General features: G+C 49.0%; 1 protein-coding gene. It reads right to left on the reverse strand.

Annotation, left to right across the window (positions count from 1 at the left end; all coding sequences use genetic code 11):
* On the reverse strand, nt 1-255 hold a 255-nt coding region (locus VQ643_RS16445; RefSeq protein WP_414201604.1), incomplete at both ends, for an Ig-like domain-containing protein.

Here is a 255-nt window from a genome sequence, read left to right on the forward strand (position 1 = left end):
TCACCGTTTGGCTTGGCGCTGCGGTATCTAAGGTGATTTGGTATTCGTTAGATTCTACGCCTTGGTTGCCTGCTGCATCTTCTACGCGGGCGACGTATGTGTAGTTGCCGTCGTTGGCGATGCTGTCCGTAAATTCCCATTGGGTGTTGCTAACTGTGGCTATACCTACTTTTTTACCATCACGGTAAATCACCAGTTGCTCTGTGCTATCTAGTGTTTTGTCTAGGCTGCCTTTGAGCGTTGGGGTTTTGTCGT

Origin of the sequence: Pseudomonas sp. F1_0610 (genome assembly GCF_047470865.1) — a bacterium.
In the GTDB taxonomy this organism is placed as follows: domain Bacteria; phylum Pseudomonadota; class Gammaproteobacteria; order Pseudomonadales; family Pseudomonadaceae; genus JAZDRH01.